The sequence below is a fragment of the Blautia hansenii DSM 20583 genome, from assembly GCF_002222595.2.
Lineage (GTDB): Bacteria > Bacillota > Clostridia > Lachnospirales > Lachnospiraceae > Blautia > Blautia hansenii.
The window spans coordinates 2,845,075-2,871,102 of the sequence record NZ_CP022413.2 but is presented as its reverse complement, the minus strand read 5'-3'; the positions used below and the strand labels follow the sequence as shown (position 1 = coordinate 2,871,102).

At 39.9% G+C, this 26,028-nt stretch carries 19 protein-coding genes and 1 pseudogene; 18 read left to right on the top strand and 2 right to left on the bottom strand.

Annotated features, from left to right (window positions below; translation table 11 throughout):
* The first annotated feature begins 15 nt into the window (after positions 1-15).
* Positions 16-3,705 (top strand): DNA-directed RNA polymerase subunit beta', encoded by a 3,690-nt coding sequence (gene rpoC / locus CGC63_RS14435; RefSeq protein ID WP_003022223.1) that lies wholly within the window; start codon positions 16-18, stop codon positions 3,703-3,705.
* Between the two features lie 39 nt (positions 3,706-3,744).
* Here rpoC and CGC63_RS14430 read toward each other — a convergent pair whose 3' ends face one another.
* Positions 3,745-4,926 (bottom strand): ROK family protein, encoded by a 1,182-nt coding sequence (locus CGC63_RS14430; protein WP_003022225.1) that lies wholly within the window; start codon positions 4,924-4,926, stop codon positions 3,745-3,747.
* A 6-nt stretch (positions 4,927-4,932) separates the two neighbouring features.
* On the bottom strand, positions 4,933-6,834 hold the full coding sequence (locus tag CGC63_RS14425; protein WP_003022228.1) for a DUF4838 domain-containing protein: 1,902 nt from the start codon (positions 6,832-6,834) through the stop codon (positions 4,933-4,935).
* A 239-nt stretch (positions 6,835-7,073) separates the two neighbouring features.
* Between CGC63_RS14425 and CGC63_RS14420 the strand changes: the two genes are divergently transcribed.
* From CGC63_RS14420 to CGC63_RS14340, 17 genes and pseudogenes are all read left to right on the top strand, one after another.
* Entirely contained in the window at positions 7,074-8,021 is a 948-nt protein-coding gene (locus tag CGC63_RS14420; RefSeq protein WP_003022230.1) for a carbohydrate ABC transporter permease, read from the top strand.
* Between the two features lie 14 nt (positions 8,022-8,035).
* Positions 8,036-8,860 carry a carbohydrate ABC transporter permease gene (locus CGC63_RS14415; RefSeq protein WP_009246899.1) on the top strand — a complete coding sequence of 275 codons (825 nt, stop codon included), beginning with the start codon at positions 8,036-8,038 and terminating at the stop codon, positions 8,858-8,860.
* A 52-nt stretch (positions 8,861-8,912) separates the two neighbouring features.
* The gene (locus tag CGC63_RS14410; protein ID WP_003022233.1) at positions 8,913-10,400 is read left to right on the top strand and encodes an ABC transporter substrate-binding protein; all 1,488 of its coding nucleotides are present in this window, start codon (positions 8,913-8,915) and stop codon (positions 10,398-10,400) included.
* A gap of 256 nt (positions 10,401-10,656) precedes the next feature.
* On the top strand, positions 10,657-11,070 hold the full coding sequence (gene rpsL / locus CGC63_RS14405; RefSeq protein WP_009246898.1) for a 30S ribosomal protein S12: 414 nt from the start codon (positions 10,657-10,659) through the stop codon (positions 11,068-11,070).
* A 217-nt stretch (positions 11,071-11,287) separates the two neighbouring features.
* Positions 11,288-11,758, top strand: a complete 471-nt coding sequence (rpsG, locus tag CGC63_RS14400) for a 30S ribosomal protein S7 (protein WP_009246897.1) — start codon at positions 11,288-11,290, stop codon at positions 11,756-11,758.
* Positions 11,759-11,773: 15 nt separating this feature from the next.
* Positions 11,774-13,894 carry an elongation factor G gene (fusA, locus tag CGC63_RS14395; RefSeq protein ID WP_009246896.1) on the top strand — a complete coding sequence of 707 codons (2,121 nt, stop codon included), beginning with the start codon at positions 11,774-11,776 and terminating at the stop codon, positions 13,892-13,894.
* A 152-nt stretch (positions 13,895-14,046) separates the two neighbouring features.
* On the top strand, positions 14,047-15,240 hold the full coding sequence (gene tuf / locus CGC63_RS14390; protein ID WP_003022245.1) for an elongation factor Tu: 1,194 nt from the start codon (positions 14,047-14,049) through the stop codon (positions 15,238-15,240).
* 383 nt (positions 15,241-15,623) lie between these two features.
* A pseudogene (locus tag CGC63_RS16035) lies at positions 15,624-16,369 on the top strand (hypothetical protein).
* Between the two features lie 53 nt (positions 16,370-16,422).
* Positions 16,423-16,911, top strand: a complete 489-nt coding sequence (locus tag CGC63_RS14380) for a methylated-DNA--[protein]-cysteine S-methyltransferase (RefSeq protein ID WP_003022253.1) — start codon at positions 16,423-16,425, stop codon at positions 16,909-16,911.
* Positions 16,912-16,978: 67 nt separating this feature from the next.
* Complete coding sequence (locus tag CGC63_RS14375; RefSeq protein ID WP_154965474.1) at positions 16,979-17,503, top strand: PepSY domain-containing protein; 525 nt, start codon at positions 16,979-16,981, stop codon at positions 17,501-17,503.
* A gap of 82 nt (positions 17,504-17,585) precedes the next feature.
* Positions 17,586-18,860 carry an L-cysteine desulfidase family protein gene (locus CGC63_RS14370; RefSeq protein ID WP_003022257.1) on the top strand — a complete coding sequence of 425 codons (1,275 nt, stop codon included), beginning with the start codon at positions 17,586-17,588 and terminating at the stop codon, positions 18,858-18,860.
* Positions 18,861-18,939: 79 nt separating this feature from the next.
* Positions 18,940-19,815 carry a putative manganese transporter gene (locus CGC63_RS14365; RefSeq protein WP_003022259.1) on the top strand — a complete coding sequence of 292 codons (876 nt, stop codon included), beginning with the start codon at positions 18,940-18,942 and terminating at the stop codon, positions 19,813-19,815.
* A gap of 293 nt (positions 19,816-20,108) precedes the next feature.
* Positions 20,109-20,891, top strand: a complete 783-nt coding sequence (locus CGC63_RS15755) for a class I SAM-dependent methyltransferase (protein WP_003022261.1) — start codon at positions 20,109-20,111, stop codon at positions 20,889-20,891.
* Between the two features lie 16 nt (positions 20,892-20,907).
* Positions 20,908-22,602, top strand: a complete 1,695-nt coding sequence (locus CGC63_RS14355; protein ID WP_003022263.1) for a M14 family metallopeptidase — start codon at positions 20,908-20,910, stop codon at positions 22,600-22,602.
* A gap of 1 nt (position 22,603) precedes the next feature.
* Positions 22,604-23,548: a nickel ABC transporter permease gene (nikB, locus tag CGC63_RS14350; RefSeq protein ID WP_003022264.1), complete on the top strand. Its 945-nt coding sequence runs from the start codon at positions 22,604-22,606 to the stop codon at positions 23,546-23,548.
* Positions 23,545-24,408, top strand: a complete 864-nt coding sequence (nikC, locus tag CGC63_RS14345) for a nickel transporter permease (protein WP_003022266.1) — start codon at positions 23,545-23,547, stop codon at positions 24,406-24,408. The genes nikB and nikC overlap by 4 nt, the downstream gene beginning before the upstream one ends.
* Positions 24,409-24,437: 29 nt before the next feature.
* Entirely contained in the window at positions 24,438-26,018 is a 1,581-nt protein-coding gene (locus tag CGC63_RS14340; protein WP_003022268.1) for an ABC transporter substrate-binding protein, read from the top strand.
* Positions 26,019-26,028: the final 10 nt, after the last annotated feature.

The following is a 26,028-nucleotide window of genomic DNA, read 5'->3' as shown; positions in this document are numbered from 1 at the left end:
GGAAAGGAGTCCACAATGCCGGAAACAGCAAACAAAGAGGTATATCAGCCGATGACCTTTGATGCCATCAAAATCGGACTGGCATCTCCGGAGAAAATCCGTGAATGGTCTCATGGTGAGGTGAAAAAACCGGAAACCATCAATTATAGAACATTAAAACCGGAAAAAGACGGTCTTTTCTGCGAAAGAATTTTCGGACCAAGTAAAGACTGGGAATGTCACTGCGGTAAATATAAGAAAATCCGTTATAAAGGCGTTATCTGTGACAGATGTGGCGTTGAAGTAACAAAAGCATCTGTTCGTAGAGAACGTATGGGACATATTGAACTTGCCGCACCGGTTTCTCATATCTGGTATTTTAAGGGTATTCCTTCCAGAATGGGACTTATTCTTGACCTGTCTCCAAGAACACTGGAAAAGGTATTGTACTTTGCGAACTACATCGTTTTAGATGCAGGAACAACAGATTTACAGTACAAACAGGTTCTGACAGAAAAAGAATATCAGGATGCAAGAGAAAAATACGGTGACAGTTTTAGAGTCGGTATGGGTGCAGAAGCTATTCAGGAGCTTCTGGCATCTATCGACTTAGAAAGAGAGTCCAAAGAGTTAAAAGCCGGTTTAAAAGACTCTACCGGACAGAAACGTGCACGTATTGTAAAACGTCTGGAAGTTGTTGAAGCTTTCAGAGAGTCAGGAAACAGACCGGAATGGATGATCATGACAGTTGTTCCTGTTATTCCGCCGGATTTACGTCCTATGGTACAGTTGGACGGTGGTCGTTTTGCAACATCTGACTTAAATGATTTATACAGAAGAATTATTAACAGAAATAACCGTCTGAAAAGACTGTTGGAGCTGGGTGCACCGGATATCATCGTTCGTAATGAAAAGAGAATGTTACAGGAAGCGGTAGATGCTTTAATTGATAACGGACGCCGCGGTCGTCCTGTAACAGGACCTGGTAACAGAGCACTGAAATCTCTTTCCGATATGTTGAAAGGTAAATCAGGACGTTTCCGTCAGAACCTGTTAGGTAAACGTGTTGACTACTCAGGACGTTCTGTTATCGTTGTAGGACCTGAGCTTAAAATTTACCAGTGCGGTCTTCCAAAAGAAATGGCAATCGAATTGTTTAAGCCGTTTGTTATGAAAGAACTGGTAAGCAACGGTACTGCACACAACATTAAAAATGCAAAGAAAATGGTTGAAAAGCTTGAGCCGGCAGTATGGGATGTCTTAGAAGACGTTATTAAAGAGCATCCGGTTATGTTGAACCGAGCACCTACTCTGCATAGATTAGGTATTCAGGCGTTTGAGCCAATCTTAGTTGAAGGTAAAGCAATTAAGCTGCATCCATTGGTATGTACAGCGTTCAATGCGGACTTCGACGGTGACCAGATGGCTGTTCACCTTCCATTATCCGTAGAAGCGCAGGCAGAGTGCCGTTTCCTTCTGCTTTCACCAAACAACCTTCTGAAACCATCTGACGGTGGTCCGGTTGCCGTTCCTTCTCAGGATATGGTTCTCGGTATTTACTATTTAACACAGGAAAGACCGGGATATAAGGGTGAAGGTAAAGTATTTAAAGACTTGAACGAAGCAATCCTTGCTTATGAAAATCAGGCAATTACTTTACAGACAAAGATTTTCGTTTACATGGAAAAACACATGGCAGACGGAAGCGTATTAAGAGGAAAAGTACAGTCTACATTGGGCCGTCTGTTATTCAACGAAATCCTTCCGCAGGATTTAGGATTTGTAGACAGAACAATTCCGGGAAATGAACTTCTTCCGGAAGTAGATTTCCTTGTAGGTAAAAAACAGTTAAAACAGATTTTGGAAAAAGTTATCAATACACATGGCGCAACAAAGACAGCAGAAGTGCTGGATGCAATTAAGGCAATGGGATACAAATATTCCACAAGAGCTGCCATGACAGTTTCCATTTCTGATATGACAGTGCCTCCACAGAAACCGGAAATGATTAAACAGGCACAGGATACCGTAGACTTGATTACAAAGAACTTCAAACGTGGTCTTATTACAGAAGAAGAACGTTACAAAGAAGTTGTTGATACATGGAAAAAGACTGACGATGCTTTGACAAAAGCGCTGCTTACAGGTCTTGATAAATACAACAACATCTTTATGATGGCTGACTCCGGTGCCCGTGGTTCAGACAAGCAGATTAAACAGCTTGCAGGTATGCGTGGTTTGATGGCCGATACAACAGGTCATACTATCGAGTTGCCTATTAAGTCCAACTTCCGTGAAGGTCTTGACGTATTGGAGTACTTCATGTCTGCACATGGTGCCCGTAAAGGTCTGTCCGATACAGCGCTGCGTACAGCCGACTCCGGTTACCTGACAAGACGTCTTGTTGACGTATCACAGGAACTGATTGTACGTGAAGTAGACTGTTGCGAAGGCAAAGGCGAAATTCCGGGAATGTGGGTAAAAGCTTTTGTTGACGGAAAAGAGGAAATCGAAAGTCTTCAGGAACGTATTACAGGACGTTTCTCCTGCGAGACAATTAAGGATAAAGACGGAAATGTTATCGTGAAAGCAAACCACATGATTACACCAAAACGTGCTGCTCGTGTAGTAAACGAAGGTGTAAATGCAGAAGGCAAGCCTTACGATGCAGTTAAAATCCGTACAATTCTTACCTGTAAATGCCACATTGGCGTTTGTGCAAAATGTTACGGTGCAAATATGGCAACAGGTGAACCTGTACAGGTTGGTGAAACTGTTGGTATTATTGCTGCTCAGTCTATCGGTGAACCGGGTACACAGCTTACTATGCGTACTTTCCATACCGGTGGTGTTGCCGGCGGCGATATCACACAGGGTCTTCCTCGTGTCGAAGAGCTTTTTGAAGCAAGAAAACCAAAAGGTCTTGCAATTATTACTGAAATTAAGGGTGTTGCTACTCTTAAAGATACAAAGAAAAAACGTGAAATCATTGTAACGGACAATGAAAGCGGAGAAAGTAAGACATACTTAATTCCTTACGGTTCCCGTATTAAAATTCAGGACGGAGATTATCTGGAAGCCGGAGATGAGCTGACAGAAGGTTCTGTAAATCCACATGATATCCTTAGAATTAAAGGTGTTCGTGCGGTACAGGATTACATGATCCGTGAAGTTCAGAGAGTATACCGCCTGCAGGGTGTAGAAATCAATGATAAGCACGTTGAAGTTATTGTTCGTCAGATGCTGAAGAAAATCCGCATTGAGAACAATGGTGATACAGAATTCCTTCCGGGAACATTGGTTGACGTTCTTGATTTTGAAGAAGAGAATGAAAAACTTATTAAAGAAGGAAAAGAGCCGGCAGACGGAAAACAGGTTATGCTGGGTATCACAAAAGCTTCTCTGGCAACAAACTCCTTCTTATCTGCAGCTTCCTTCCAGGAAACAACAAAGGTTCTGACAGAAGCAGCAATTAAAGGAAAAGTTGACCCACTTATCGGTCTGAAAGAAAACGTTATTATTGGTAAGTTAATTCCTGCCGGAACAGGTATGAAGAAATATGCTAATATTAAACTGGATACAGACGGAGAAGATGAAGAAGAATTAGAAGACGAATTTTTCGAAGAGGAAGAAATCGTTGAAGAAACAGAAGCAGTAGAAGAAATGGAAGCTGAGGACGCAGAAGAAGCGGACGAAGTGGAAGAAGAAATTACTGAAGAGGAATAAATTGAAAAGGTGGTGTCCGGTAATTCGGACACCGCCTTTTTAGATATTAGAGATATAAAAATGTTTGATTGCATAGGCAGCAGCTCCGGAAGCTCCGGCGTATGTATCATAGTCTAAAATTTGAACTGTTTGGTCGGATGGGTCATCTACAAAAAGGAGCTGTTTTGTGATATAATCCATCAGCTCTTCTTTAATTTCTGTATTTGAAAAAAGATTGCCGTGAAGATAAATTTTATCCGGATTAGTAATAATTGCTAAATTCGATACAGTGATGCCCAGATATTTTAAAGCAGTAGAAATATAATTTCCAACCAGAGTGTCCCCTAGAGAAAAAGCGTTGGAAATATCTTCAATGGTCAACGCATCTGCACAGGGTTTCAGTGAGGGCAAAATTGTGTCTGCGTTACTTTCGTACAACAGACGGCAATATTTTAAAAGCCATGTTTCGCTGCAATATGTTTGAAGGCAGCCATACTTTCCACATTCACACTTCTTGCCGTTTGGATTTACAATGGTATGTCCGATTTCGCCGGCATAGTAATTTGTTCCCTGAAAAAGCTTTGAGTTTTCTATGAGAGCGCAGAACATACCGGCGCCCACATGAAAAAAAGCAAAGGTATCAGGTGAGGAACGGTCAAATAAATATCTTCCAAATGCCATACAGCGCACATTGTTTTCGCAGATAATAGGTATGTTTAACCGCTTTTTCAAAGCTTCTCCGCTAAACTGCGGACACAGAGAGGAATTGGTAATTACCTTATCCTGATGCGCATCGATATGCCCGGGAACGGCAATTCCCATTCCGACTATGGAAGCTGCGAAGGAAGGATTTTCTTTTAAAATATCTTCTGCTTTTTCTGCTATAAAATCAGTGATATTGCCATTATCGGTTTCCTTGACAGAAAACGAAGACTGAAATACTGTATCACCTCGCAAGTTGCAAATAGAAAAACGGATATGTCGGGAAGTAAATTCAATTCCCATAGCATATACCTTGTCCGGAACAATATCCAGCAAAATTCTTTTTCTTCCGGGGGAACAATCGGCGGCATTATCCTCTGCGCCGATTTCCTGTATGATGCCTTCTTGAATAAAGTTTCCGGAAATGGACGTTACTGTTGCCGGAGTAATTTGTGTTTGCTTGGCAATCGTGGAGCGTGCAACAGGTGCATTGCGGAAAATGTATTCCAATATGGTACTTCGGTTTTCTTGATTAGTCATAAACGTTTAACCTCCTATTACAGGGAAACCGGCATAATTGGTAGAAACCTCTATAACACGATAAACGTCAAGCGCCTTCTGGAAGTCAAGCTCGTGTGAACAAATAAAATCATGAAAATCTTTCCATGCCTTTTGGGTATTTTCCTGTTCCCCTCCTGCTAAATAATAAAGTGCATTTGCTAATAGTATACAATACTCATTATGGTAGTCAAGATGTTTACAGAAAATGTCAGTTATAGCAGATGGATGTGTGGCAGGGAAGGTCTCCTGATTTTTCTTAAAGCGCAGCAAAACTTCTTTTAATTTCATCATATTTTCCTGTACGGTTTTGTTTTCACGAGGACCTTTTCCGTTAAAGTAATCACAGTCGCAAAGAGCAGAAACCTGACTTAAATATTGGTAGTAAATTTTCCAGTTTTCGCCGTATGCTGCAGAAAAATATTCTTCAGCCAGTTCTTCAAAGGTTTGTGTTGTTCCGAAAAGACATTTGCCCATTACATAATTGGGGAGTCCGTTAGGTAAAAATGCCCGAAGCTCCTGACAACTGATATAACCGTCTAAATGAAGCGCTTTTAAATATTTAATATCATCATAAATGATTTTTGAAATATGCACATACCCCATATCACCGTAATGCGCCCGTCCCAAAGGATAGTCATAGTCAAAACATTCGCCATTAAAGGTTTTTTGCCATTGGCTTAAGAAAGACAAATTTTCTTCCAGATTAACAGGAAGAGTAATTTTATTACGCACATATGCAGGAGAAGCAGGAAGCTCTTTTGGCATTTGGTAAGATTTCTTAAAAGTACGGCTGATTGGCGCAAACATCATAACAAATCGGTCAGGGTTTAGGATTTCTTCTTTTTGAGGCGCCCAAAGCAATTCCTCGTAAATCAAAAAGACAATTTTTGTTTTTAATTTTTTTTCTGTGAGAAGAGCATCAATTCTATTCAGTATACGCACATATAAATCAGTCGGTATGGACTTTTGACAATTTTCACATTCACAATGGTTATTGGCAGCATCGGCCAGCCATACATGAAGGTAATCAACCTCAGGGTGTTTTTTAGCATAAGCTACAACCTTTTCGGCAAAACTTTCCACTACGTCAGGGTTGGAATAGCATAAGTTTGTGTTAATAGGGATGCCTCCAAAGAAGCCTCTTTCGCCATTTACCAATGCTGTGAGGGGGAGCTGAGATTTATCCAAGGTGTTATCTGCCTCTACCCAGCCTAGTGTGTTTTGATTTAAAACAGAACAAGTCCAGCCATGCCCTACACGATGATGCTTTAAGCTACGTTTTTGTAATTCCTTATCTATCAGAAGTGAAATTTCAGCAGCTTTTTCTAATGAAAATTCTTCGGCAGAGAGCATAGGGTTATTTTTGTGACTGTACCATAAATTTAAGAAAGCATAGGGAAGCTCAAACTGTAAGAAAAAAGTATTGAAACCCAATTTTGGAAGCCAGTCAATAAATTCAAAAATGTTTTCAGGACAATCTGCCCCTTCAATACAAACACCGCGGTATTTATTTTCTGCTTTTTCATGACAGCAAATATCCAAGTCTTCCGTGGAAGAAAGCATCGGAAGATATTCATAAGCTTTTCCGGGCCTTAGAAAGCGGCAACCCAAAAGTGTCAGATATTTATAAATACCCAGCAGGACTGAGCGAGAATTACTTCCATAAATATGTCCGTTTCCTTTAGAGACTTCGATATGATATTCATCATCTGTATCAGAATGTTTTTGAGAGTCAGGGAAAAGCTCAAGTGCAATAGTAGAGTGCTGTATCGTGCTGTCGTCAACAAAAACAATTGAATTAGTTATTTTTGATAAATAATATTTTAACTCCGAAGCAGCGAAAGAAATAGTTTCTGACTCTTTTGAATATACTAATCTGATATACATGGTATTTCCTCCGTTTAATTATTATTTATTATTATTTAAAATAAAAAATTATAGATAAATTATATCGGAAAGAAATTGAAAAGTATATGTTAAAAATGCACATAAATAAAAGGTGATTATTGACTATAATTAACGAAATGTTTAAAATATATTGATTTATAGAAATAAATATAGTATATTATAACCAGAGAAAAACAGGTTTAATAATTTATATTAAATAATAAATATAGGAGGAAGATATGGAGGGAAAAACTACTTTGACAGAATTTCGAAAAATGAATTCTGTAAAGAAAAAAAGGATTGTGCGAAAGAATATGTGGTGCTGGGTTTTTATGCTGCCTACATTGCTTTTATATATTCTTTTTCAGGGATATCCGATTATTACAAGCGCATGGTATTCCATGCTGGACTGGTCAGGAATGACTATGAATGCAACTTTTGTAGGCTTACAGAATTTTAAGGAGCTATTGGCGGATCCGCTATTTAAGAATTCTGTTGTAAACAGCTTTAAATATATGATATTCAGCGTGCCGATACAGTTGATTTTATCATTGGTAATTGCTTACATACTGACAAGTATTATCAGAAAAGGCGCTACGGTGTTTCGTACGATGTACTTTATTCCGGTTATTACCACGGCATCTATTGTAGGAATTATTATGATTTTTATTTTTGGAGGAACAGGACCAATCAATCAGGTGCTTGCTCTTTTGGGAATTGATACTATTAACTTCTTGGGAGATGAAAAGACTGCATTATTTACTGTGGTTCTTATAGGAATATGGAAAGATTTGGGAACCTATATGATTTATTGGATTGCGGCTTTGCAAAGCGTATCTCAGGATGTATATGAAGCAGCTAAAATTGATGGAGCAGGCAAATTCAGAACTTTTACGGATGTAGTATTTCCATTAATTCTTCCTATTGGAGGAGTTATTGCTGTACTTTGTGTTATCGGTTCTTTGAAAGTATTTGATATTGTTCAAACGATGACAAACGGAGGACCATATTTTGCAACCGATGTGGTGGCAACCTTTGTATATCGTACTGCATACTCTAGTACAACAGGAAGCCCAAGGCTGGGATATGCCAGTGCGGCGGCATTGCTGTTTGGTCTGATGGTAGTAACAATTGGTGTGGTTCTTAATCTTGTGAAGAACTACTTTAATAAGAAGAGAAATGTGTGAGAAAGGAGAACGCTATGAAAAAAGTAGGAAAATCTATCATTTACATATTGCTTGCGGTAGTGGCGTTTGTCTGGGTATATCCGTTTATCTGGATGATTACAGCTTCCTTGAAAACACAGGATGAATTTTTTGCAAGCGGATTGAGTCTGATACCGAAAAGCTTAAATTTTGAAAACTATGTAAGAGCGTGGAACAATGCCAACTTCGGCGTATACTTTAAAAACTCTATTATTGTAACGGTCAGCGTTGTTGTAATCGTATTGCTGGCTACATCAGCGGCAGGTTATGTTATGGGGCGTTACGCATTTGTCGGTAAAAAGCTGATTATGGGAATTTTTATGGCAAGTATCACAATCCCGTTGGTATTTACAGTTATTCCTATTTACGAATTATTAAAAGAAATGGGATTAGAGTCCAATCTGTTAGGCTTAATTCTGGCAGAAGCCGGAGGAGGACATGTAATCTTCCTGATGCTGTTTTCCAGTTTTTACGGAGGTCTTCCCAAGGAACTGGAAGAAGCGGCAACTATTGACGGAAGTGGATTTATGAAAACATATACCAGCATCATGTTCCCTCTTGCAAAGCCTATTATGGCTACTGTAGTGATTATGCAGTTCATCTGGACATGGAACTCTTTCCTTCTGCCGTTAATTGTAACACTTAGTAAACCAGAGCTTAGAACATTAGCAGTAGGTCTTTATGCTTTAAGAGGTGAAAATGTAGTAGACTGGACAGGAATTGCAGCTGGTGCATGTATTGCAGTTCTTCCGATTATTATTATTTTTATATGTTTACAGAGATATTTTGTGGACGGCGTAGCAGGTGCAGTTAAGAGTTGAGAAATTTTATTAAGTGAAAAAATCATTATGATTTAAAATAAGGAGGAAAAAAATGAAGAAGCGAATTGCAGCATTATTTATGGCAGGTCTTATGGTGGTTTCAGCAGCAGGATGCGGACCAAACGTAAGCGGAGAAAAGGAAACACAGAAAGAAGAAGCATCTACGGAGAAAAAGGACGATGACAAAGGCGGAGAAAAAGTTCTTCAGGTCGTAGATATGAGTGACAGTACAAAAGCCAGAAGGGAAGAGTACAACAAAAAGTTTGAAGAAGAAAACAACTGTAAGGTGGAATATACCGTTCTTTCTGGTGACCAGTATCAGACAACTATCAACTCTTCTATTAAAGCAAATACAGCTCCTGACTTATTTGCTTTGCCAAGTGGTGTAAAACTTTCCACAGCAGTGGAAGAGGGCTGGTATATGCCAATGAATGATTATGTGGAAGAGGGATTTTTTGATACATTTTCAGAAGGTTCTTTAAATGAAGGTGTTACTACAATGGATGGACAGGTATATGTTTTACCTGAAGCAGCGAATATTGTAAATACTCTTGTTTTTTATAATGAAACAGTTTTAGAAGATGCAGGAGTTGATGTGAATAATCTTCCAAAAACATGGACAGAATTCAGAGAAGTCTGTAAACAGGTAACAGAAGCAGGAAAAGGTAAATATTACGGAATGATTGAGGGTGGAAAACAGGTTAATCGTCTGGAAATTGCAATTCGTGCATTATCCAACCTTGCAGGAAGTAAATCCAATGATATTGGGGTTATCAGTATGGTAGACGGAAAAAACGTTTTAGCTTCCGATGCAATGGTTCAGGCATTTGATTTTTACAGCGGATTAGTACAGGACAGAAGCTTCCATCCGGACTCTGCAAACCTTGCAGCTCCGGAAGCAAGAGCTTTATTTGCACAAAATCAGGCTGCATTCTTAATTCAGGGTGCTTGGTGTATTTCAACATGGGAAAAAGAAAACCCGGATTTAAAATTCGGTGTTATGCCAATGCCTGAACCGGATGACGGTGCAAAAGGCGGTCTTCCATATATCGGAGCACAGCCATGGATGGGTATTTCTAAAAACTCCGATAATCCGGAACTGGCAGCAAAATATCTTCAAGGATTGTATTCAGAAGAATATCAGTCAGGCGTAGTGGAAGACGGTGGATTTGTATCTGCGATTGAAGGTATCAATGAAAAATATATGAAAGACGGCGTTATGAAAGAATATTATACAATCGCAAAAGAACAGGGTAAATTATGTCCGGATCCGATTGTAGCAAAAGCAGATGCAGCGAAGGTTTACGCAAATGTAACAGAAGTTTCACCAAACCTTGGCCAGATTGTTCAGGGTGTGCTGACAGGAAAAACAGACTATAAAGAGTCTTTACAGACCTTATCCGACAATACCCAGAAGGCATGGGATGAAGCGATTGCAAAAGCACAAGAAGGTGGCGCTGACGTTTCAGCAGCAGACTTTGAATTTGCAAATTGGAACCCATTGGAAGATTATACGACAGAAAGTTATAACAATCGATAGACTCCTGTTTGGGCGGGGCATTTCCTTGGGAAAAGGGATGCCTCGTTTTTTGTGCGCAGAAAGGAAAAGTTTCTGTAAGAAATAGAAAAAATCCCTTGACACGGGAAAAGTTCATAGATATAATGAAAAAGCGTGCATAAGAAACGTAAATTTTTTTGTGCGCAAAAAAGATTATTCACGGTGATGAATAACTGGCAGCCACTTATTTCTTTTATGAAAATAAAAGAATGTGCAAATTTTACAGGAGGTGAAAGGAATGCCAACATTTAACCAGTTAGTAAAAAAAGGACGTCAGACAACAGTTAAAAAATCTACTGCGCCTGCACTCCAGAAAAGCTACAACTCTTTACAGAAAAAGACATCTGATATGTCTTCTCCACAGAAGAGAGGTGTTTGTACAGCTGTTAAGACTGCTACACCTAAAAAACCTAACTCTGCTCTTAGAAAAATCGCCAGAGTTCGTCTTTCTAACGGAATTGAAGTAACAAGCTACATTCCAGGAGAAGGTCACAACTTACAGGAGCACAGCGTTGTTCTTATCCGCGGCGGTAGAGTAAAAGACTTACCAGGTACAAGATATCACATTATTCGTGGTACATTAGATACAGCAGGTGTTGCTAACAGACGCCAGGCTCGTTCTAAATACGGTGCTAAAAGACCGAAAAAATAAATAAAAATTAGTAACTTTTAAAAATCCAGAAATAGCAAAGCAAAATTTGCTATGATGAATTCATAGAAGTCACAAAGAACTATTAAAATTGTACCGGGATTCCATAAGCCCAGTAGTGGCTGCGGGTTTAGATATAGGATTTACCGAGTGCGAACATACAGGATAGTTTGTGTGAGTACCTATGATTTAATCGGATATGATTAAGGAGGGAAGTAACGTGCCACGTAAAGGACATACTCAGAAAAGAGACGTTCTGGCTGATCCAATGTACAACAGCAAGGTAGTTACAAAACTTATCAACAGCATTATGTTAGATGGTAAGAAAGGTGTAGCTCAGAAAATTGTTTACGGTGCATTCGCCAGAGTGGAAGAAAAAGCTGGAAAACCAGCAATCGAAGTATTTGAAGAAGCAATGAACAATATCATGCCAGTATTAGAAGTTAAAGCAAGACGTATCGGTGGTGCAACATATCAGGTGCCAATCGAGGTAAGAGCAGACAGACGTCAGGCATTAGCTCTTCGTTGGATTACATTGTACGCTCGTAAAAGAGGCGAAAAAACAATGGAAGAAAGACTGGCTAATGAGTTATTAGATGCTATGAATAACACAGGAGCATCTGTTAAGAAGAAAGAAGACATGCATAAGATGGCTGAAGCAAATAAAGCATTTGCTCACTATCGTTTCTAAGAGGAGGAAATCCAATTGGCTGGAAGAGAATATCCATTAGAGAGAACCAGAAACATCGGTATTATGGCTCATATTGATGCTGGTAAAACTACCACAACAGAGCGTATTCTGTACTATACCGGTGTAAACTATAAAATCGGTGATACTCATGAAGGTACTGCTACCATGGACTGGATGGAGCAGGAACAGGAAAGAGGTATCACAATTACTTCAGCCGCTACTACATGCCACTGGACTCTGCAGGAAAACTGCAAACCAAAAGCTGGTGCATTAGAGCATCGTATCAACATCATTGATACACCGGGACACGTTGACTTTACAGTAGAAGTTGAGCGTTCTCTTCGTGTACTTGATGGTGCGGTAGGTGTATTCTGTGCTAAGGGCGGTGTTGAACCACAGTCTGAAAACGTATGGCGTCAGGCTGACACTTACAATGTACCTCGTATGGCTTTCATCAACAAGATGGACATCCTTGGTGCAGACTTCTACAACGCAGTAGAACAGATTAAAACAAGATTAGGTAAAAATGCTATCTGCATTCAGTTACCAATCGGTAAAGAAGACGAATTCAAAGGTATCGTTGACTTATTCGAAATGAAAGCTTACATCTACAATGATGATAAGGGTGATGACATTTCTATCGTAGATATTCCGGAAGATATGAAGGATGACGCAGAACTGTACCGTACAGAGCTGGTTGAAAAAATCTGCGAATTAGACGATGACCTTATGATGGAATACTTAGAAGGAGAAGAACCTTCTAACGAAGCATTAAAAGCAGCTTTAAGAAAAGGTACATGCGAATGTGCTGCTGTTCCTGTTTGCTGTGGTACAGCTTACAGAAACAAAGGTGTTCAGAAGCTTCTTGATGCTATCATTGAGTTCATGCCATCACCGGTAGACGTACCTGCTATTCAGGGTACAGACTTAGATGGAAACCCAATGGAAAAACATTCCTCAGATGATGAACCATTTGCAGCTCTTGCATTCAAAATCATGGTTGACCCATTTGTTGGTAAGCTTGCATTCTTCCGTGTATATTCAGGAACAATCAACTCCGGTTCTTATGTTCTGAACTCTACAAAAGGAAAGAAAGAACGTGTTGGACGTATCCTTCAGATGCACGCTAACAAACGTCAGGAATTAGATAAAGTATATGCCGGTGATATCGCAGCAGCTGTTGGTTTGAAATTTACAACAACAGGTGATACAATCTGTGACGAACAGCATCCGGTAATTCTGGAGTCTATGGAATTCCCAGAACCAGTTATCGAGCTTGCTATCGAGCCTAAGACAAAAGCTGGTCAGGGTAAATTAGGTGAGTCTTTAGCAAAACTTGCTGAAGAAGACCCAACATTCCGTGCTCATACAAATAAAGAAACAGGACAGACAATCATCGCTGGTATGGGTGAGCTTCACCTGGAAATCATCGTAGACCGTCTGCTTCGTGAATTCAAAGTAGAAGCAAACGTAGGTGCTCCTCAGGTTGCTTACAAAGAAACATTTACAAAAGCAGTAGATGTTGACAGCAAATATGCAAAACAGTCTGGTGGTCGTGGTCAGTACGGTCACTGTAAAGTTAAATTCGAGCCAATGGATGCCAACGGAGAAGAACTGTTCAAGTTCGAGTCCACAGTTGTTGGTGGTGCTATTCCTAAAGAATACATCCCAGCTGTTGGTGAAGGTATCGAAGAAGCTATGAAGGCTGGTATCCTGGGCGGCTTCCCAGTAGTTGGCGTTTCTGCTAACGTATATGATGGTTCTTACCATGAAGTCGACTCTTCTGAAATGGCATTCCACATTGCAGGTTCTCTTGCATTTAAAGATGCTATGGCAAAAGCGTCACCAGTACTTCTTGAGCCAATCATGAGAGTTGAAGTTACAACTCCGGAAGAGTACATGGGTGATATTATCGGTGATATCAACTCCCGTCGTGGTCGTATCGAAGGTATGGATGATATCGGCGGTGGTAAAATGATCCGCGGATTCGTTCCTTTGGCTGAAATGTTCGGATATGCAACAGACTTACGTTCCAGAACACAGGGCCGTGGTAACTACTCCATGTTCTTTGAAAAATATGAACCAGTTCCAAAATCTGTACAGGAAAAGGTTCTGTCTGGAAAAGCAGACAAATAATTAAATAGTTAAATAAAACTTGCAAATATCCTTGATTTGCAATATAATCAAGGATAGCAGGTTGACTATATCAACCGCCTCGTTATGAGGCAACAAAATCAAAATAATATATGCCCAAACGGGGCGCATGTTAAACAAGGAGGACATTCAAAATGGCTAAAGCTAAATTTGAAAGAAGCAAACCGCATTGTAACATTGGTACTATCGGACACGTTGACCATGGTAAAACAACTTTAACAGCTGCTATCACAAAAACTCTTGCTGCAAGAGTTGCTGGTAACACAGCTACAGATTTCGAAAATATCGATAAAGCTCCAGAAGAAAGAGAACGTGGTATCACAATCTCTACTTCTCACGTAGAATATGAAACAGAAAACCGTCACTACGCACACGTTGACTGCCCAGGACATGCTGACTACGTTAAAAACATGATCACAGGTGCAGCTCAGATGGATGGTGCTATCTTAGTAGTAGCTGCTACAGATGGTGTTATGGCTCAGACTAAAGAACATATCCTGTTATCTCGTCAGGTAGGTGTTCCTTACATCGTTGTATTCATGAACAAATGTGATATGGTTGACGATGAAGAATTACTTGAATTAGTAGACATGGAAATCCGTGAACTGTTAAGCGAATATGATTTCCCAGGCGATGATACACCAATCATCCAGGGTTCTGCTTTAAAAGCTCTTGAAGATCCAAACGGCGAATGGGGCGACAAAATCATGGAATTAATGGCTGCTGTTGATAGCTGGATTCCAAACCCACAGCGTGACACAGATAAAGACTTCATCATGCCTGTAGAAGACGTATTCTCTATCACAGGTCGTGGTACAGTTGCTACAGGTAGAGTAGAAGCTGGTACACTTCATGTATCTGACGAAGTTGAAATCGTTGGTCTTAAAGAAGAAACACGTAAAGTAGTTGTAACAGGTATCGAAATGTTCCGTAAACTGTTAGACGAAGCTCAGGCTGGTGATAACATCGGTGCACTTCTTCGTGGTGTTCAGAGAAACGAAATCGAAAGAGGACAGGTTCTCGCTAAACCAGGCAGCATCACATGCCATACAAAATTCACAGCTCAGGTTTACGTTTTAACAAAAGATGAAGGTGGTCGTCATACTCCATTCTTCAACAACTACCGTCCACAGTTCTACTTCAGAACAACAGACGTTACAGGTGTTTGTATGTTACCAGAAGGTACAGAAATGTGCATGCCTGGTGATAACGTAGAAATGACAATCGAACTGATCCACCCAATCGCTATGGCTCAGGGTCTTACATTCGCTATCCGTGAAGGTGGTAGAACTGTAGGTTCAGGTCGTGTTGCTACAATCATCGAGTAATTAGAATAAAATATAGAGTATCGAAAGATACATTGTGTCCAAGCGTAAGATACCCCGGAACCGTAAGGTTTCCGGGGTTTTTCTGTTGGGGAGGAAAATGAAAGTTGAAAAGTCTATAGAAATTTTAATTATGATATGCTACAATAATTTCAAAGCATTATATTTTCGATAGTCTAATACGTCTGTTGCGGTATCTGACCGTGTCTGAAAATCTAACAGCATATCAAGGGAAATCTCAATGCTTTTATTCGCAGTAAAAAAGAAAAATGCAGAGAGATTTTTGAATGTGTATTGTAAACGACGATTCAGACATGTAAGGAAAAAGCTGGAAATGAATGATTTCAGAAAATCTCCTGCGAACATAAAAAGGAGGAAGTGATTTTATGAAAACATTAGACAGTATTCCGAACAGAACATACAAAGCGACTATCTTTGCTATGCTGTTTGAAGACAAGGAGCATTTATTGGAGCTTTATAATGCAATTAGCGTAAACATTACACTAATCCGGAAATGTTGGAGATTAATACGCTAGAAAACGCTATCTATATGGCTATGAGAAATGATATTTCGTTTCTTATAGATGCCCGATTATCGCTATATGAGCATCAGTCTACATATAGTCTTAATTTACCCCTTCGATTTCTGCTTTATATTTCTGCGCTATATTCGTCTATGACCAGAGAAGCTAATTTATATGGGACAAAACCTATAGAACTGCCACCGCCACGTTTTGTGATTTTTTATAACGGGAAGGTGGAACAGCCGGATAGACAGATATTAAAATTATCCGATTTGTATACTATAAAAGAGGAATGCAGTTTGGAACTGGAAGAAGCAGTTGAGAGAGCCATAAAGGAGTGTATTCAGGAAGGAATTCTCAAAGAATTTCTGGAAAAAAATCGAGCGGAGGCAAAAAATATGAGCATATTTGAATATGACCAGGAAAAGCATATAAAGTAGGAAAGAGAAGCGGCTTGGGAAGAAGGAAAAAAAGCGGGAGAGCGTGATATGCTTTTGAAGCTTGCAGAGAAAAAATTAAGAAAAGGGAAAACGATAGCTGAGATTGCAGAGGAATTAGAAGAGAGCGAAAAAACTATAAAAGAGATTTTAGAAAGCAGAAAAGGATAAGAAGATAAAAATATGATAAAATAGCACCATGAAATAGAATAGGTGGTGAAAACATGGAAAACAGTTATAGTTTCCAGAGTCCTATTGGATTTTTAACAATTTGTGAGCAGGATAATCAGTTGATACGTTTATATTTGGATAATCAGGATAGGGGAATTTTGCAAAGTCGAAACTTTGAGTATCATTCGGACTTTTTGCATGAAGTATATCATCAGCTAAACGAGTATTTTGCCGGTAAGCGAAAAATTTTTGATTTGCCTGTAGATGGTAAAGGAACCGCATTTCAAAAGGCAGTCTGGAGAGAATTACAGAAAATTCCTTATGGAGAAACAAGAAGTTATGAGGATATTGCCGTTGCCATAGGCAATAAAAAAGCAGTTCGGGCAATTGGACAGGCAAATGGCAGAAATCCTATTATGATTGTTGTTCCATGTCACAGAGTTATTCGCAAAAATGGGGATATTTCCGGTTTTGCCTGTGGAGTAGAGGCAAAAAGATATCTGTTGAATTTAGAAAGAGAGAACAGCATAAACCAGTTATAGGGAAATTTATAAAGGGCACAATAATTATAGTAGAGAAAAATCAGTAATGATGAGGAGGAAATCAGATATGAAGAAATTAGCATTGGGATTACTTGCAGTGACATTGCTTTGCGGATGTGGGACCAAGGAAGCAAAAATTTCAATGGAAGAAGCAAAAGAGGCAGCATTAAAAGCGTTTCAGGGAGATATCATACAGTCTAATAAAGACGAAGATGACGGTAAGGTAGTATATGAATTTATTATTGATAATGGACCGAACCGGTGTGAGGTAGAAATTGATGGAAATACAGGAGAGGTCTTAAAAAGTGAGTTGGAAGATAGTCGATTGAGAACCGTTCCTCAGCCATCAGAAGAACCTTCACAAGAGAGTTCACAGCCACAGAACAGCGAAGAAATTATTACAGAAGATGAAGCAAAGGAAGCAGCGCTGGCACGAAGCGGAGCAGGTAGTGTAGTAAAATCTGAGTTGGACACAGACGATGGAAATGTTCGATATGAGATTGAAATACATGACGGCAACAAGGAAATTAACGTGGAAGTAGATGCTGTTACAAAGGAAATTTTGCACTATGAAGAAGAAATCATAGATTAAAGATAGGCGAGATGTAATAGTCAGTTGCAGAAAATCATGGTAGAATAATAAAAAACATGAATGAAAGCAAAGGAAGCAGAATATGGAACAGAAGAAAGAAATCTATAGTGCATATACAGAAATTTTAAAAGAAGAGCTGATGGCAGCAATGGGCTGTACAGAACCGATTGCGTTGGCCTATGCGGCAGCAATAGCAAGGAGAGAATTAAACGACCTTCCGGATAAAGTTTTGGTTCAGACAAGCGGAAGTATCATTAAAAATGTGAAGTCTGTGATTGTGCCAAATACAGGTCATTTAAAGGGAATTCCGGCAGCAGTTTCAGCGGGAATTGTTGCAGGAAACCCAGATAAAGAGTTGGAAGTTATTGCAGATGTTTCAAAAGATGATATAAAAAATATTGAGAAATTTATGCAAGAGAAAGAAATTGTCGTTGAGCATCTTGATGAGGGGATTATTTTCGATATTGTAATTACTCTGTATAAAGGAGAGGATTATGCAAAGGTACATATTATTAATTCCCACACAAACGTAGTTTTGGTGGAGCATAATCATCAGATTTTGAAAAGCTCAGACTGCTTAAATGATATGCCTTCTGATACAGTGAAGTATGAATTGTTGAATATGAAAGATATCTGGGATTATATTAACCATGTGGAGCTAGTTGATATAAAAGATATTTTGGATAGACAGATTGCATATAATATGGCTATTGCAGAAGAAGGGTTACAGGCAGATTACGGGGCAAATATTGGAAAAGTTATTCTTTCCAGTGATGCAAACAGCCTAAAAGCCAGAGCAGCAGCTATGGCAGCAGCCGGTTCCGATGCCAGAATGAATGGTTGTGAATTGCCGGTTATTATTAACTCAGGAAGTGGAAATCAGGGAATTACGGTTTCTGTGCCTGTAATTACTTATGCAAAAGAACTGAAAGCCACAGATGAGCAGTTATATCGTGCTCTGGCGTTGTCTAATTTAACTGCTATTCATCAGAGAACACCTATAGGAAGGCTTTCTGCATATTGTGGTGCTGTAAACGCAGGAGCAGCAGCAGGAGCAGGAATTGCGTATTTGTCAGGCGGTGATTATGAAGCGGTTATTCATACAGTAGTAAATGCTTTGGCAATCGTATCAGGAATTATTTGTGATGGAGCAAAGGCGTCTTGCGCAGGGAAAATTGCATTTGCAGTTGAAGCAGGAATTTTAGGTTATAATATGTATATGCAGGGACAACAGTTCTATGGTGGTGACGGAATTGTAAAGAAAGGCATTGAAGATACCCTGAAAAGTGTAGGCAGATTAGGCAAAGACGGAATGAAGGGAACTAATGAAGAAATTATTAAAATTATGCTGGAATAAAGGGGAGGGTTGTATTTTTACAGGATTTGTGGTAAATTCAAACTCTGTAGTTAAAGTTTTAGAGTAAGGAGTTTTTACCATGATTGTGGATGTATTATTAGATGCTTTGTTGGATACAGTAAAATTGATTCCTTTTTTGTTTCTGACGTATTTCTTAATGGAGTACCTTGAACATAAAACAAAAGAAAAATCAAAAAGTATGATAAAAAAAGCCGGCAAATTTGGCCCTTTTATGGGAGGTGTTCTGGGAGCATTTCCTCAGTGTGGGTTTTCAGCAGCAGCTTCAGGTTTTTATGCAGGCGGAGTTATATCTCTGGGAACGCTTTTGGCAATCTTTCTTTCTACATCAGATGAAATGCTTCCGATTTTTATATCAGAAGCAGTTAGCCTGAGTGTGATTTTCAAGGTTCTTGCCATGAAAGTGGGAATTGGTATCGTATCTGGTTTCAGTATTGATTTTTTGTGGCGAAAATATGAGAAAAGTCCTCATAATCATAAAGAACATCATGAGAAAGATATTCATGATTTGTGCGAAAGTGAACATTGCCATTGTGAACAGGGAAGTATTTTAAAATCAGCTCTTTGGCATACATTGCAGATTGTTTTGTTTATTTTTCTGGTTTCTGCAGCTATTGGATTTTGTGTGGAAAGTATCGGAGCTGACAGAATTGGAGGTCTGATAAGCCGCCAGCCTGTTATAGGAGTATTTTTAGCTGCACTTATTGGGATGATACCAAACTGTGCCGCATCTGTTATTATTACTCAGATGTATTTAGGCGGTATTCTGGGAGTGGGACAGATGATAGCAGGCTTACTTGCAGGAGCAGGAGTAGGAATTTTGGTGCTGTTTAAGAGCAATAGAGATATGAAAGAAAATCTGCAGATAGCGGCTTTGCTTTATGGAGTTAGCGTTTTTTGGGGGATTTTCATTGAATTGACAGGAATTGTATTATAGAAGAAGCTGTTGTATTAAGCAATATTCAGATTTTGGTACTGCTTAATATAACAGCTTTTTTATTTCATAGGAAATTGCGTCCTATGAAATAAAAACTGCTCCGCAAGGATCGCACTGCGGCAGATAGGTATCATATTTCTGAAGCAACCCGCCGCAGGCGGAGAATTCTGCAAAGCAGAATTCTTGTTTATAATATCCCCCTAGGGGGCTTATACAGTTTTTTAGTTTATTGTATACTGAATGATGAAAATATACATGAATTTACATATATAGAATATGGGAAAGAGATTGATATGAATGAAATGATATACCATGAAAATGAATTGCAGCCATCTATTGAAGCATATTGGACAAGGCGTGCATCATCTTATACAGATGTAATTAAGAAAAATCTGGCGGATGGCTGGGAAGATATATGGGCGAATGAGCTGATTTCCTATTTTCCAAAGGGAGAAGTTTGCAGTAAGATGAAAATTTTAGATATTGGAACAGGTCCGGGCTTTTATTCTATTATTTTATCAAAAAGAGGATATCAGATGACGGCTGTTGACAGCTCCGAAGGAATGTTGGAAGAAGCAAAGCATAATGCAGGGGAGTTGGCGGATAATATAGAGTTCCTTTGTATGGATGCACAGAAGCTGGACTTTGAAGATAATACGTTTGATGTAATCGTAACCAGAAATCTGACATGGAATTTACCAAAGCCGGCAGAGGCGTATAAAGAATGGAAGCGAGTTTTGAAACCAAACGGAATACTTTTGAATTTTGATGCAAATTGGTATTCTTATCTGTTTGATGAAGAGAAGGAAAAGGAATATCAGCAGGACCGCTTAAATACGGTAAAAGCAGGTGTAGAAGACCATGGCGCTTATGAGGAGGGCGATATGATGGAGGATATCTCCAGATGCTTGCCTATGGGAAAGGTAAAACGTCCTCAGTGGGATTTAGCTGTTTTGCTAGAATGTGGTTTTAAAACGGTCTCCGCAGATACTACCGTAGGAGAACGTGTGTGGAATGCAGAGGAGAAAATTAACTATGCGTCAACACCGGGATTTATGATTGTTGCCGTAAAATAGGGAGAGATACAAATATATGGAGAGAAACAAAACGTTTTGCCTCGGGGATTTTCAGGTAGAGCCGGGTGAAAAGAAAAGTGGTTATATTTTAATCGGAAATGGCGAATTTGAACTGCCGATAACCGTTTTAAACGGTAAAAAATCAGGAAAGACCGTGCTGATTACAGCCGGTATTCATGGAGCGGAATATGTGGGAATACAATCTTCCATAGAACTGGCAGAGCATTTGAAAATTGAGAAAATCGTCGGTACGATTGTAATTATAAAGGTAGTCAATCGACAGGCATTTGAAATGCGCAGCGGCAGTGAAGGATTTGAAGATGGCGTGAACTTAAACAGAGTATTTCCGGGGAAAGAAACAGGAAGCCAAATGGAACGATTAGCGTATGCCATAGAAAAAGAACTGTTTCCTTGTGCGGACTTTTATATTGATTTACATAGCGGGGACAGCTATGAACAATTAACGCCATACATTTATTATGCAGGTATAGCAGAAACGGATGTAGTAGAAATTTCAAGGAAAATGGCAGAGCAGGCAGATGTGCCATATATGGTACGCTCCAGCGTAGCAAAGGGAGGATGTTATAATTATGCCGCTTGTCTGGGTATACCGTCTGTTTTAATTGAGAGAGGACAGATGGGAGGATGGACAAAGGAAGAAGCCCATTCTACCAGAAGAGATGTCAGAAATATTCTGTGCTGTCTGGGGGGATATTTGGGACAGAAGGATTATAGAAATTATTACCCTCTTGAAGTGACAGATGTCAGCTATCAGGCAGCCACAAAAATGGGAATGTGGTATCCCTATAAAAAGCCGGGAGAAATGATACGGCAGGGAGAAGTGCTTGGTGTAGTCAAGGATTATGAAGGCAGAGTTCTGGAAGTCAGCAGGGCAGAATATGACGGAGTTATTCTGTACCAGACAGGAAGCTTACAGGTAAAAGAAGGCGGTCCTATGATTGCTTATGGAAAAATTTCCAAAGAGTCTGATGACAGAAAGCAGAAAATTACAGAATATTGGACAAAGAGAAGCGACAGTTTTCAGGAACAAAGGCGTGCAGAATTACACGATGATATAGCCCAAAGGTGGCTGAAGGAAATTTTGCAATATGTTCCAAAGAAAAAATTGAAAATTCTTGACGTAGGCTGTGGCTCCGGCTTTTTTACTATTTTAATGGCGCAGCAGGGTCATGAGGTTATCGGTGTAGATTTGACAGCGGATATGATAACAAGAGCAAAGGAATTGGCGGCAGAGGAAAAGGCAGATTGCACATTTCAGGTCATGGATGCAGAAAATTTAGAATTTGCAGATGAAGCTTTTGACATGGTCATTTCCAGAAACCTTACATGGACATTGCCGGATGCAGAAAGGGCATACAGTGAATGGCTGCGAGTTTTGAAAAAAGGCGGCTGCCTTTTGAATTTTGACGCCAATTATGGAATAAGTGATTGCTCTGATACTTCTCAGTTACCTCAAAATCATGCGCATAATCAGTTGGGATTTGAACTTTTGCAGGAGTGTGAGGAAATTAAGAGACAGCTTCCCATCAGTTCTTATCAGCGCCCTGCATGGGATGTAGGAGCTCTTGGCAAACTGGGGGCGGCAGAATTGAAGATTGATTTTCATGTGAGCCAGAGAATTTATATAGAGAAAGATGAATTTTACAATCCGGATCCTCTTTTTATGATTTATGTGCGGAAAGGAGAGTAGAATGAAAAAATATGTAGTCAAACGACTGTTACAGCTAATTCCTATTTTGCTGGTAATCACTTTCTTATCCTTTGGGATGATGCGTCTTGCCGGAAGTGACGCAGTAATGCAAAAGATGGAAAATACAGGTATGGTGGTTTCAGAAGAAGTAATGGATAAGGCAAGGGCGGAATTAGGCTTGGATAAACCATTTTTAACACAGTATTTTGTATGGCTTGGAAATTTACTGAAGGGAGATATGGGAACCAGCTATATATCAGGGAAAGAAGTTTTCCCAACCTTTATTTCTAAGCTTCCGGCAACCTTACTGCTTACAGTGGTTTCCATTTTGCTTACTATAATTATTTCTGTTCCTTTGGGAGTATTGGCTGCTGTAAAGCAAAATCGTTTTACAGATTACCTTATTCGTGTTTGCAGTTTCATAGGCAACAGTATGCCGAACTTTTTTGTGGCGTTGCTGCTTATGTATTTTTTTGCAATCCGTATGAAAGTTTTTCCGGTTATCGCTACGGAAGTAAGCATAAAAAGTGTTGCGCTGCCCAGCTTTACACTTGCCATTGCCATGTCTGCGAAGTACCTTCGACAGGTGAGGGCTGCGGTTTTAGATGAACTGAGCAAGGATTATGTAATTGGCGCAAAAGCAAGGGGCGTGCGCTTCTCGGTTACCTTATGGAAAAGTGTTTTAAGAGCCTGCTTAGTGACAATTCTTACTTTACTGACTCTTTCTATCGGAAGCTTGCTGGGCGGTACAGCTATTGTGGAGTCCATTTTCCTGTGGGACGGAGTAGGTAAATTGGCGGTAGATGCTATCAATATGAGGGATTATCCCATGATACAGGCGTATGTTATCTGGATGGCAATTATTTATGTATGTGTGAATTTAATCACAGACCTTTCCTACCGTATTCTGGATCCAAGAATTCGATTAGGAGGTGAAAAAGCATGAGCGTAGAGAATAGAGTGCCATCTGTTCGAAAACAGAAGATTAAGAAAAATCACACGAAAACCAGATTGATTATTTTCCTGATTTTAGCGCTGGCGTTGCTTTTGGTTGCTGTTTTTGCACAGCAGCTTTGCCCCTATGATCCAAATGCACAGGATACCGCCATGTCATTGCGCCCGCCAAGTGCGGCACATCCTGCCGGAACAGACCGGTTTGGCAGGGATATGTTTTCACGTATTCTTGTAGGGCTTCAGACAAGTGTTTTGGCAACACTTTCTCTGGTAGTGATTATCACGGTGATTGGAACTGCGGTAGGCGTCTTATGCGGTTATTATGGAGGTATTTGGGACTCTGTAATCATGCGTATTTCCGATATATGTCTGGCATTTCCGGGTTTGGTTTTTGCGCTTGCTATTGCAGCATTATTAAACGGAGGGCTACATAATGCGGTATTGGCGTTGGCAGTTATCAGTTGGCCTAAATATGCCAGAATTGCCAGAAGTCAGACGCTGGCACAAAAGAGCGTCAATTATATTGCTGCCGCAAAGCTTGCCGGAAATAATTCCATACAGGTGATAGTGAAGCATATTCTGCCGAATTGTATAGGACCGATTTTAGTTACGGCTATGCTGGATATCGGAACAATGCTGATGGAGCTAGCAGGATTATCCTTTTTGGGGCTGGGAGCACAGCCTCCGGTTGCTGAACTGGGGAATATGATGAGCGGTGGAAGAAGCATGCTGCAAACCTATCCTTGGGTAATCATCGGGCCGGGAATTGCGATTTTTATTATTGTAGTTATTTTTAATCTTTTGGGAGATACCTTAAGGGATTATTTAGATCCCCGTAACAGCAGAAAATAAGAAAATATTTAGAAAAGGAGAAAGAACAAATGAGAAAAATGAAAAAAATATCCGCATTGTTTTTGGCAGTGTGCATGGGAACAGGGCTTTTGGCAGGCTGTTCTTCCGGTGATACCAAGAAAGCAGATACGGAAAAAACAGCGGAAACAGGAAAAAAGACGTTTGTATTCGGAGATACCACCTTTAATCCTGAAAATGAAGAACCTGACGTGAACCCACATAATACCTATTCCGGCTGGGCTTGTATTCGATATGGTATCGGAGAGACACTTTTTAAATATTCAGACAACATGGAAATCCAGCCTTGGCTGGCAAAAAGCTATGAGAATGTAGATGAACTGACTTGGAAAATCACATTGCAGGATAATGTGAAATTTACCAGCGGAAGAGCTATGGATGGTCAGGCTGTAAAAGAGTGTCTGGAGGATTTGGTCAAAGTACATGAGCGCGCAAAAGGCGATTTAATGATTGATACGATTACGGCAGAGGGACAAACTGTTACGATTAAGACAACAGAGCCAAAACCAACATTATTAAACTATCTCAGCGATCCATACGGTTGTATCGTAGACGTTGCGGCAGGAGTGACAGAGGACGGAATTGTAGCGGGCACAGGACCGTATAAAGCAGAGTCTCTGGTATCGGGAGAAGAACTTAAATTGGTAAAGAATGAGGAATATTGGAACGGAGAACCGGGATATGATGAGATTACCGTCCGTACTATTTCAGACGGAGATACCCTTACCATGGCATTGCAGTCCGGTGAAATAGATGCTGCCTATGGTATGCCTTACGCAAGCTATCCACTGTTTGAAAATGATGAATATACTTTCTCAAGCTGTGCCACAAGTCGTGCATTTTTTGCTCACATGAATTTTGAAAGTCCGATTATCCAAGATGCAGCAGTGCGCAAAGCGATTGCTATGGGAATTGATAAAGAAGGCTTTGTGAATACTTTATTAGACGGAAACGGTTATCCGGCAGTGGGAACTTATCCGGAAAACTTCTCTTTTGGCGGAGATGCAGTTACAACAGAAAGTTATAATCCCGAGGAGGCAAAGAAGGTGCTGGAGGAAGCCGGATGGGTGGATTTAGACGGAGACGGAATTCGTGAAAAAGACGGACAAGCTTTGAAAATTCGTTGGCTTACTTATCCGAGCCGTCAGGAGCTTCCATTGCTGGCAGAAGCTGTGCAGGCTACGTTAAAGGAGATTGGTATGGACGTTGTAATTAACAGCACAGCAGACCATAACAGTATTCGAGCAGACTCTTCTGCATGGGACGTATATGCCAGCGCTATGGTAACAGCGCCTACCGGAGATCCGGAATATTTCTTTACGACACATTGTCTGGACAGCTCAGCAGTAAACAATGGTCATTACCACAGTGACAAATTAGAACAGTTAGAGGCAGAAATGGCAAAAACCTTTGACACAGAACGCAGAGGAGAGCTGGCAGTAGAGATGCAGCAGACAATTTTGGATGATAATGCTTTTGTATTTTGTTCTCACTTAAAGATGAGCATGATTAGCAAGGCAAATGTAACAGGACTTACCGCTCATCCATGTGATTTTTATGAAATTACGGTAGATTTAGCACCGGCAGAATAGAATGGTTTCT

What these genes read in the sequence shown, in the direction of transcription:
- rpoC (WP_003022223.1), top strand. Translation starts at nt 16, where the DNA reads ATGCCGGAAACAGCAAACAAAGAGGTATATCAGCCGATGACCTTTGAT.
- CGC63_RS14430 (WP_003022225.1), bottom strand. Translation starts at nt 4,926, where the DNA reads ATGACTAATCAAGAAAACCGAAGTACCATATTGGAATACATTTTCCGC.
- CGC63_RS14425 (WP_003022228.1), bottom strand. Translation starts at nt 6,834, where the DNA reads ATGTATATCAGATTAGTATATTCAAAAGAGTCAGAAACTATTTCTTTC.
- CGC63_RS14420 (WP_003022230.1), top strand. Translation starts at nt 7,074, where the DNA reads ATGGAGGGAAAAACTACTTTGACAGAATTTCGAAAAATGAATTCTGTA.
- CGC63_RS14415 (WP_009246899.1), top strand. Translation starts at nt 8,036, where the DNA reads ATGAAAAAAGTAGGAAAATCTATCATTTACATATTGCTTGCGGTAGTG.
- CGC63_RS14410 (WP_003022233.1), top strand. Translation starts at nt 8,913, where the DNA reads ATGAAGAAGCGAATTGCAGCATTATTTATGGCAGGTCTTATGGTGGTT.
- rpsL (WP_009246898.1), top strand. Translation starts at nt 10,657, where the DNA reads ATGCCAACATTTAACCAGTTAGTAAAAAAAGGACGTCAGACAACAGTT.
- tuf (WP_003022245.1), top strand. Translation starts at nt 14,047, where the DNA reads ATGGCTAAAGCTAAATTTGAAAGAAGCAAACCGCATTGTAACATTGGT.
- CGC63_RS14380 (WP_003022253.1), top strand. Translation starts at nt 16,423, where the DNA reads ATGGAAAACAGTTATAGTTTCCAGAGTCCTATTGGATTTTTAACAATT.
- CGC63_RS14375 (WP_154965474.1), top strand. Translation starts at nt 16,979, where the DNA reads ATGAAGAAATTAGCATTGGGATTACTTGCAGTGACATTGCTTTGCGGA.
- CGC63_RS14370 (WP_003022257.1), top strand. Translation starts at nt 17,586, where the DNA reads ATGGAACAGAAGAAAGAAATCTATAGTGCATATACAGAAATTTTAAAA.
- CGC63_RS14365 (WP_003022259.1), top strand. Translation starts at nt 18,940, where the DNA reads ATGATTGTGGATGTATTATTAGATGCTTTGTTGGATACAGTAAAATTG.
- CGC63_RS15755 (WP_003022261.1), top strand. Translation starts at nt 20,109, where the DNA reads ATGAATGAAATGATATACCATGAAAATGAATTGCAGCCATCTATTGAA.
- CGC63_RS14355 (WP_003022263.1), top strand. Translation starts at nt 20,908, where the DNA reads ATGGAGAGAAACAAAACGTTTTGCCTCGGGGATTTTCAGGTAGAGCCG.
- nikB (WP_003022264.1), top strand. Translation starts at nt 22,604, where the DNA reads ATGAAAAAATATGTAGTCAAACGACTGTTACAGCTAATTCCTATTTTG.
- nikC (WP_003022266.1), top strand. Translation starts at nt 23,545, where the DNA reads ATGAGCGTAGAGAATAGAGTGCCATCTGTTCGAAAACAGAAGATTAAG.
- CGC63_RS14340 (WP_003022268.1), top strand. Translation starts at nt 24,438, where the DNA reads ATGAGAAAAATGAAAAAAATATCCGCATTGTTTTTGGCAGTGTGCATG.